This is a genomic window from Nostoc sp. CALU 1950, assembly GCF_051172895.1.
In the GTDB taxonomy this organism is placed as follows: domain Bacteria; phylum Cyanobacteriota; class Cyanobacteriia; order Cyanobacteriales; family Nostocaceae; genus Nostoc; species Nostoc edaphicum_A.
On record NZ_JBDNJQ010000240.1, the window covers coordinates 1 to 8,491 of the forward strand.

Genomic DNA, 8,491 nt, shown 5'->3' on the forward strand with positions numbered 1-8,491 from the left:
CAGACCCTATCCTGTAGAAGTCAGAAACTCTAGAGACAGGGACAATTGGAACCGTGACGGCAGACCCTATCCTGGAGAAATCAGAAACTCTAGAGACAGGGACAATTGGAACCGTAACAACCAACCCTATAGCAGAGTAGTCAGACTTGGTAATGGTGATATCAGATATCCCAATGGGCAAATTATTCCTGCTAGATCCATAGTCAGACTGCGTAATCAAGGTTATTACAGACTTCCTAACGGAGATATTCTTCTTCCTAATCAGGAAGTTGTTCCATCTAGAAGATTAGTGAGAGTCCGTGATAATTTCTTCAGACTTCCTAGTGGATTGGTACTGCAAATAAACCTTTAAAACACTAAAAACTCAAAATCATTGTCAGTATAGGGCTACCAGGCTATAGTTTTAGCCGTGAATAACAAGCTCGGTAGCCGTTCTTTATAGAAAAAGTGGATATGAAAATTGATACATCAAACACCGTAGATTCCTCATCACCAGTTTTGGTTCCAGAGGTAAAGAAAACCAAGGGCAGACGTAATTGGCTTTCTTGGCTAATTGCTCTTTGCCTTTTAGGGGGAATTGGCTATGCAGTTTATTACCAAGTAGCTGTTGTTTCCCGCCAAGAAGCCGGCCGTCGGGTGCTGACAAGACCTGTACAAAGGCGGAGTTTAACAATGACAGTTTCAGCGAACGGAACGGTAAAGCCTGAGCGGTCAATTAACCTCAGCCCGAAAAATTCCGGCATCTTGAAAACACTGCTGGCAAAGGAAGGGGATCTAGTCAAACAAGGACAGATTGTTGCTTACATGGATGATTCCAACCTCCGGGGGCAACTCACCTCTGCTCAAGGACAGTTGGCACAAGCCGAGGCGAATTTGCAAAAAGCGATCGCAGGTAATCGTCCTCAAGATATTGCTCAAGCCCAAGGAGTATTAGACGAAGCCCAAGCAAATCTGCAAAAGGTACAAGCTGGTAATCGCTCTCAAGATATTGCCCAAGCACAGGCACGCTTGCAAAGCGCTCAAGCCTCCCTTCGCCAAGCAGAAGATGATTTGGTTCGTAATCAACAACTTTACAATGCAGGCGGTATTTCTCTTCAGACTCTTAACCAAAACCGTTCCAATCGCGACAGCGCTCAAGCCCAAGTTAATGAAGCACAGCAAGCATTGGGGTTGCAAAAAGCCGGTTCACGTCCAGAAGATATTGAGCAAGCCCGAGCTGTGGTGAAGCAAAGACAGCAAGCTTTGGCACTTGTGAAAGCCGGAACGCGCCAAGAAGATATTGACGCAGCCCGCGCCCAGGTAACATCTGCTCGTGGTTCGCTGCAAAACATCCAAGCTCAAATCAATGACACGATCATTCGCGCACCTTTTGATGGTGTAGTGACAAAGAAGTTTGCTGATCCCGGCGCCTTCGTGACACCCACAACTGCTAGTAGTGAAGTAGCTTCTTCTTCTTCTTCTTCAATCTTGTCTCTCGCTTCAACAAATGAGATTGTCGCAAGTTTAGCAGAAACAAATATTTCTAAAATCAGCCTTGGTCAAAAAGTCTCGATTCAAGCAGATGCCTATCCAGGAAAAACCTTTGAAGGTAAAGTCAGCCAAATTGCTGCCCAAGCAATAGTCGCGCAAAACGTCACCAGTTTTGAAGTCAGAGTATCGCTTTCAGACCCAGAAAGGCTACTGCGGTCTGGGATGAATGTAGAAGTAGATTTTCAAGTCGGTCAAGTTGAAAATGTTTTAGTAGTGCCAACGGCCTCAGTCGTGCGCCAACAAAATGCCACAGGTGTGTTTGTGGCTGGAGCAGATAACAAACCTGTGTTTACTCGTATCGAGACTGGTGTCACCGCAAATAACTTTACCGAAGTTAAGTCTGGATTGACAGGAGACGAAAGAGTGTTACTCAGTTTCCCACCAGGATCACGTCCACAATCAACACCACGAGGCGGAGTTTTTCCCGGTCTAGGCGGAGGTGGTGGTGGAAGAGGAGGCGGTGGCGGCGGAGGTCGTTCAGGCGGTCGTTCTTAAAGTTAGTTGTAAATAAAACCTTATGTTTAAGATATTTAGCGGCTCTAAGAAAGCTAAGAAGACCCGCACAGTACCGTTGTTGGAAATTTTGACAATGGCGGCAGAGACTCTGTGGAGTAATAAATTACGCACAGGTCTAACGATGTTGGGCGTGATTATTGGAATTTCATCAGTCATTGCGATTACTTCTGTTGGTCAGGGAGTGCAAAAGGGGGTTGAACAACAGATACAAGCATTGGGTACAGATGTGATCCAAATCTTAGCGGGTGCTGCAAGAAGCGGGAATGTCCGTCAAGGAGTCGGTTCTAGCAGCACCTTGACTTGGGAAGATGCACAGGCGATCGCTACACAAGCCCCATCAGCACAGATGGTTTCTGCTTATCTCCAACGGACTGCCCAAGTTGTATATGCAGGACAGAATACTTCAACAACCATTTATGGCACGGATTTGAACTACCCAGAAGTCAGAAATACCAACCCCCAGCAAGGGAGATATTTCACTCAAGAAGAATTAGATATTGCCGCACAGGTCGCTATTCTTGGCCCCACAGTCCAAAACACACTCTTTGGACAGGGTGTAAATCCTATCGGTGAGCGAATTCGGATTCAGGGAGAGGCTTACGAAGTTATTGGGGTGATGGAACCTAAAGGTTCTCAGGGGCCGATGGATCGAGATGACCAGATTTTCATTCCTCTAACTAGTATGTCGAAGAGACTAGTTGGGAATAATGCCTTGGTAGGCGTTTCTGTAAATGGAATTTTAGTCAAAGGAGCTAATCAGGAAGAATTAGAAGCCGCTCAGTTTCAAGTCACCAATCTCTTACGGTTGCGTCACAACATTTATCCGCCGCAAGCTGATGATTTTCGGCTGACCAATCAAGCTGATATTGTTAGTACCTTCACTAATGTGGTGGGTTTATTTACAGTCATGGTAGTAGCGATCGCGGGAATTTCGTTAGTGGTTGGTGGAATTGGTATTGCCAACATTATGCTGGTTTCCGTAGTTGAGCGGACGCGAGAAATCGGTATTCGCAAAGCCGTAGGGGCAACTAATTCTGCAATCCTGAATCAATTTTTAGCCGAAGCGATCGTGATTTCCATTGCTGGTGGAACTATTGGTATGGCGACTGGGATTGTATTAGCCTTTACCGCTGCAAATATTTTCAAATTTCCCTTTGTCATTTCTTTTTTGTCCATTATTGCTGGGTTTGGACTCTCATTGAGCGTTGGCTTAGTTGCTGGGGTGATTCCAGCACGAAACGCATCTAAATTAGATCCAATCACTGCTTTAAGAAGCGACTAAATAATTCGTAATTCGTAATTCGTAATTTGTAATTCTTGTACAGACGCGATTAATCACGTCTCTCTACTATGCCAACAATGATCTGGATGGAATCTATTACTAAAACTTACTACTTGGGAGAAGTTAGTGTTCCTATACTTAAGGGAATTGAACTTTCTATTGAGGAGGGGGAATATGTCTCGATTATGGGTGCGTCAGGTTCGGGAAAATCTACGCTCATGAATATTTTGGGATGTCTGGATCGTCCCACAACTGGGGACTATATTTTTGAAGGGAGAAACCTGACGACTTTTGATGATGATGAATTAGCCTATATTCGTAACCAAAGAATAGGTTTTGTTTTTCAACAATTTAACCTATTGGCGCGGGCGACAGCGCTGGAAAACGTCATGTTACCAATGGTTTATGCTAATTTACCCAAACCAAAACGCCGTGAAAGAGCATTAGAAGCCCTGGAAAAAGTAGGATTAGAAGGACGCACATCTAACCGTCCTAGTCAACTATCTGGGGGACAACAACAACGAGTAGCGATCGCTCGTGCTTTGGTCAACCGACCTGCATTAGTTTTGGCAGACGAGCCAACCGGAGCTTTAGATACCGAAACTTCCCATGAGGTGATGAGTTTGCTAACAGAGCTTAATGACCAAGGAATCACAATTGTTATCGTCACTCATGAGCCAGATATCGCTGCTCAAACTAAAAGAATTATTCGAGTTCAGGATGGTTTGATTGTAGGCTAATTTGTTAAGATTACACCTTGGAGGGAGAATTTAAGATTTAAATCTCTGTAGGTCAATCAGGATCAAAACTTTTGATTTATCCTCAAAGAAGCCTAATTAATGACTACATCTAGATTATGAATTTCAGCTTATTCTTCGCGCATTCTACCTGGATTCCCGTAGCGATCGCTATTCTTTTTCCAACTTTAGCAAGTGCGGCAACTCCCCCAAAACCGCAGAATTCCTCAAGTCCTGTACAGGTTCCCGATAACCTCAACCCCAATCCTAATCCTCTCCAATTTCCTACCAAACCGGAGGAAGTACAAATTCAGGGAACTGTGCCAATCAGTCTGGCACAAGCTTTGGAATTAGCAAAACGCAACAATCGAGATTTACAAGTAGCCATATTAGAGCTAGAACGCAGTCGCTCATCCCTACGCGAGTCTCAAGCTGCCTTGCTTCCTACTGTTGGACTCAATAGTAGTTTAACTAACAGTGGTAATGGTTTGACTAGCAATTCATCTGAAGCTAGCACCTCTTTCAATGGTTCAGCACAACTGAATTATGACCTCTATACTTCTGGAAACCGACAAGGTGCTATCCGAGCCGCAGAGGAACAGCTAAGGGTAGATGAGTTAGATGTTGAGAGTACATCTCTGGAAATCGAACTGAATGTCACAACTGAATATTATGATTTGCAAGAAGCAGATGAACAAGTACGAATTAATCGGTCTGCTGTAGAAAATGCCCAGGCTAGTTTGCGAGATACCCAAGCGAGAGAACAGGCTGGAGTAGGTACGCGGTTCGATGTGCTGCAAGCTCAAGTGAATTTAGCAAACGCCCAACAACTACTGACTAATGCTATCTCAGACCAGCAAGTTGCTCGTCGTCAGTTAGCAACTCGGTTAAGTTTGGCACAATCAGTTAATATCGCTGCGGCAGATCCAGTACAATTAGCGGGCCTTTGGCAGCCAACACTTGAAGAAACTATTGTCAGAGCCTTTCAAAATCGTCCAGAACTGCAACAGCAATTAGCACAACGTAACATTAGTGAGCAACAGAGACGACAAGCACTGTCACAGTTGGGGCCGCAACTTAGTTTGACAGGTAACTATAACCTGCTAGATCGGTTTGATGATGGCGTCGGCGTTACTGATGGCTATTCAGTGGGAATTCAAGGAAATTTAAATTTGTATGATGGGGGAGCAGCAAGAGCAAGGGCGGCTCAGTCGAAAGCTAATATTGCGATCGCAGAGAGTCAATTTGGTAGCCAGCGTGACATCATCCGCTTTAATGTCGAACAGTTTTACTCTCAATTGCAAGCCAATTTAGAGAATGTGCAAACTTCTAGTGTGGCTTTAAATCAAGCCAGAGAAGCTTTGAATTTAGCAAGGCTCAGGTTCCAAGCTGGTGTGGGCACTCAAACAGAGGTAATTGCAGCTGAAAATGACCTGACAAGAGCAGAAGGTAATCGAATCACAGCTATTTTGGATTACAATCGCGCTCTAGCTAGTTTGCAAAGATCAGTCACTTCCAGGGCTTCGCGTTAAGGTCAAATCACTAAATAAATTCAAGCTGCTTGTCGTTTTTAGGTAGAAGCGAGTTGGCATCCACCGTAATTTGATCCACTTCAAGATTAAGATCAATGGGTAAAACTTAGATTTTATTAATCTCCAAAAAAGGATGAGTTATAACCACAAGCTTAAAATCTTACCTTTTATAGTAATTTTTTTGTTAATACTTGAATGCTTGCTGGTTAACCCAAATGCCATAGCAAGAGCAGATTCTCCATCGACCACGGTTTACGAACAACGGCTTATCCACAGTCCAGATGGTATCGGCAAATACTACATGGGGCGAGAAATTGCCAAAGTTATGGGATACACTGGCGCTGGCTGGTTAGAACGTCCCAGCCGAGAGGGAGAGGAACAGCCAAGTAAAATAGTCAGTCTCCTTAACCTTAAACCTAACAATGTAGTAGCAGATATTGGTGCTGGTACAGGTTACTTAAGCTTTCGCATTGCACCGTTATTAACAGATGGGAAGGTATTGGCTGTAGATGTTCAGCCAGAAATGTTGGAAATCATTGAGTTATTCAAACAAGAGAAAAATATCACCAATGTTGAGCCTGTTTTGGCAACTCTTAGTAACCCCAACTTACCATCTGAAAGTATCGATTTAGCCTTGATGGTAGATGCTTATCATGAACTTGAGTATCCCCAAGAAGTGATGCAAGGAATTGTGAAAGCACTTAAACCAGGTGGTCGGGTAGTGTTGGTTGAGTATCGGGGTGAAAATCCTTTTATTATGATTAAAGGTCTGCACAAAATGACTCAAAAGCAAGTCCGCAAAGAAATGCAAGCAGTTGGTTTGGTTTGGCGGGAAACCAAAAACTTGTTACCTCAACAGCATTTAATGGTGTTTGAGAAACCCAATACTAATTCGTAATTCGTAATGACGCTCGCGGACTCGCTACCGCTACGCTAACGTAATTCGTAATTAAGGTGTCAAGTCATAATAAAGTAAAACTTCTTGCTATCTAGGAAAATCATGGTCAACCTATCATTCAAGCAGCGAATTCCTCCTTTAGAAAATGGCGATCGCCTCACTCGCTACGAATTTGAACGGCGCTATCAAGCAATGCCCCGTCATCAAAAGGCAGAATTAATTGAAGGAGTTGTATACTTGGCATCCCCATTACGCTTTGAAAGTCATGCTGAACCACATGGTCATCTAATAGGTTGGTTATGGACTTACCAAATTGCCACTCCCGGTGTGAGATTGGGAATTGAGCCAACAGTCCGCTTAGATCGAGACAATGAACCGCAACCAGATGGAGTGCTATTAATCACACCAACATCTCAGGGACAATCTCGTTTAAGTGATGATGATTACATCGAAGGTGCGCCAGAACTTGTAATAGAGATTGCAGCTAGCAGTGTTGCTATTGATTTACATGACAAGAAAAAAGTCTATGGTCGTAACGGGGTAAAAGAATACATTATTTGGCAAATATTTGAAAATAAATTAGATTGGTTTTGCCTGCAACAAGGAGAATATGTGTCCTTAGAAGTGGACGCAGATGGAATTATCAAAAGTCAAGTATTTCCTGGTTTGTGGTTATCAATGTCAGATTTACTTGCTGGCAATATGCAACAAGTATTGGCTGTGTTGCAGTTGGGATTAAATTCGCCAGAACATCAAAGATTTGTGCGGCAATTGTCTGGGGAAGAAAGATAGTTAGTCAGAATGTGCTACGCCCCGCTGCGCTAACAGGAGTCAGAATTCAGGAGTCAGGGAAATATTTGATGACTATTTTGACATCAGTCTATTTTTTTGGGAATGAGACTGGCGCTTTTGGTTGCACTATCCCAAACAATCCAGCTAAAAGAATCATCTAAATCATCAGGGCTATTTGAAACTTTAAAATATAGCTTTTCTTCACGTTTTCTTTCAATGGCAAAGTCGGCATTTTGAGCATAAGCGACTATAAAACCTTTGTCTCGCAAACAATACATCGCCCAAGCTTTCAATGATTGCTTATATGGTTCATGTGGAATTGGCGGTTTTGTGATTGTGTCTTCAATTACTTTAAATAATTGCGTGAGTTTCGCGGTCATAGTAGATACTTTTGTTATTACCCTTAAGTTAACTAGCTTCTGGATCGCAACGAATTTCAATCATAAAGCCATCTGGATCGTAAAAATACACTCCTCTGCCAGTAGGACGAGTGACTGGGCCGTGTGCGATCGCTATTTTATTTTCTCTGATCACTGTCACCGCGCGATCGAATAACTGCGGATCGATATCAAAGGCTAGATGATACGCTCTGGTGAACGTCTTTTCTGGATTGGGATCTGGTGGTGATAATTCTGGTTCCCCAAATAAATCCAAAATTGTACCATCGGGAGTGATGAAGTTGGCTACTTTCCCCGATGCGACAAGTTCCACCAAAGTTGCGGGTACTTCGTCGCCTGTGAGTTCGTGCAAACCCAGGATCGTGCCATAAAAGTAGCGCGAGGCTTGCATATCCTGGACGTTGAGGGCAATGTGATGTACTCTACGCAGATTTCCTGGCGCAAGGACACTGTTCAGGGATTGGGTGCTAGATAGCATAATCAAACAAAATCTTTTTACTAGGATAAAAGTTGAACTTTTTTTAAAGTTTACTATTCCTACTAAAAATCTATCATGGCTTTTGATTATTCTTTAGACTGTGAGCTACTCCTAGTTGCCTACCGCTGAACTAGAAACTTCTGTAATCACGGAGGAGTACCTAAACTTAGATTTTCGCCATAGTTGTGGACTTACCTTTTCTCCTACAGCAGAGACGGCTGATAGCGAAGCGTTAGCGACGAAGGAGCGTCACCTTCCGCCTTTATCATCCTGATATAGCAATCCTAAATCATTCGTGAAAAATTAGATCCCCGACTTCTTCGAGAAG

Annotated in this window: 9 protein-coding genes and 1 pseudogene; 8 read left to right on the forward strand and 2 right to left on the reverse strand. The window is 43.4% G+C overall.

Going from position 1 to position 8,491, the window contains the following annotated elements; genetic code table 11:
- The 7 genes and pseudogenes from ABF638_RS35295 to ABF638_RS35325 form a co-directional block, all read left to right on the forward strand.
- Positions 1 to 352 (forward strand): annotated as a pseudogene (locus tag ABF638_RS35295) (hypothetical protein); the annotation flags it as partial.
- A gap of 101 nt (positions 353 to 453) precedes the next feature.
- Positions 454 to 2,025: an efflux RND transporter periplasmic adaptor subunit gene (locus ABF638_RS35300; RefSeq protein ID WP_435027437.1), complete on the forward strand. Its 1,572-nt coding sequence runs from the start codon at positions 454 to 456 to the stop codon at positions 2,023 to 2,025.
- 22 nt (positions 2,026 to 2,047) lie between these two features.
- On the forward strand, positions 2,048 to 3,328 hold the full coding sequence (locus ABF638_RS35305) for an ABC transporter permease (protein WP_435027438.1): 1,281 nt from the start codon (positions 2,048 to 2,050) through the stop codon (positions 3,326 to 3,328).
- A gap of 68 nt (positions 3,329 to 3,396) precedes the next feature.
- Positions 3,397 to 4,068, forward strand: a complete 672-nt coding sequence (locus ABF638_RS35310) for an ABC transporter ATP-binding protein (RefSeq protein WP_435027439.1) — start codon at positions 3,397 to 3,399, stop codon at positions 4,066 to 4,068.
- A 116-nt stretch (positions 4,069 to 4,184) separates the two neighbouring features.
- On the forward strand, positions 4,185 to 5,597 hold the full coding sequence (locus ABF638_RS35315) for a TolC family protein (protein ID WP_435027440.1): 1,413 nt from the start codon (positions 4,185 to 4,187) through the stop codon (positions 5,595 to 5,597).
- A gap of 133 nt (positions 5,598 to 5,730) precedes the next feature.
- Positions 5,731 to 6,495 carry a class I SAM-dependent methyltransferase gene (locus tag ABF638_RS35320; protein WP_435027441.1) on the forward strand — a complete coding sequence of 255 codons (765 nt, stop codon included), beginning with the start codon at positions 5,731 to 5,733 and terminating at the stop codon, positions 6,493 to 6,495.
- 102 nt (positions 6,496 to 6,597) lie between these two features.
- The gene (locus tag ABF638_RS35325; protein ID WP_435027442.1) at positions 6,598 to 7,287 is read left to right on the forward strand and encodes a Uma2 family endonuclease; all 690 of its coding nucleotides are present in this window, start codon (positions 6,598 to 6,600) and stop codon (positions 7,285 to 7,287) included.
- Positions 7,288 to 7,370: 83 nt separating this feature from the next.
- On the opposite strand, the gene ABF638_RS35330 is transcribed toward ABF638_RS35325, so the two are convergent.
- Both ABF638_RS35330 and ABF638_RS35335 read right to left on the reverse strand, forming a co-directional pair.
- Positions 7,371 to 7,667 carry a hypothetical protein gene (locus tag ABF638_RS35330; RefSeq protein ID WP_435027443.1) on the reverse strand — a complete coding sequence of 99 codons (297 nt, stop codon included), beginning with the start codon at positions 7,665 to 7,667 and terminating at the stop codon, positions 7,371 to 7,373.
- A gap of 28 nt (positions 7,668 to 7,695) precedes the next feature.
- Entirely contained in the window at positions 7,696 to 8,163 is a 468-nt protein-coding gene (locus ABF638_RS35335; protein WP_435027444.1) for a VOC family protein, read from the reverse strand.
- Positions 8,164 to 8,278: 115 nt separating this feature from the next.
- On the opposite strand from ABF638_RS35335, the gene ABF638_RS35340 reads away from it, so the two are divergent.
- Complete coding sequence (locus ABF638_RS35340) at positions 8,279 to 8,437, forward strand: hypothetical protein (RefSeq protein ID WP_435027445.1); 159 nt, start codon at positions 8,279 to 8,281, stop codon at positions 8,435 to 8,437.
- The last annotated feature ends 54 nt before the right edge of the window (positions 8,438 to 8,491 follow it).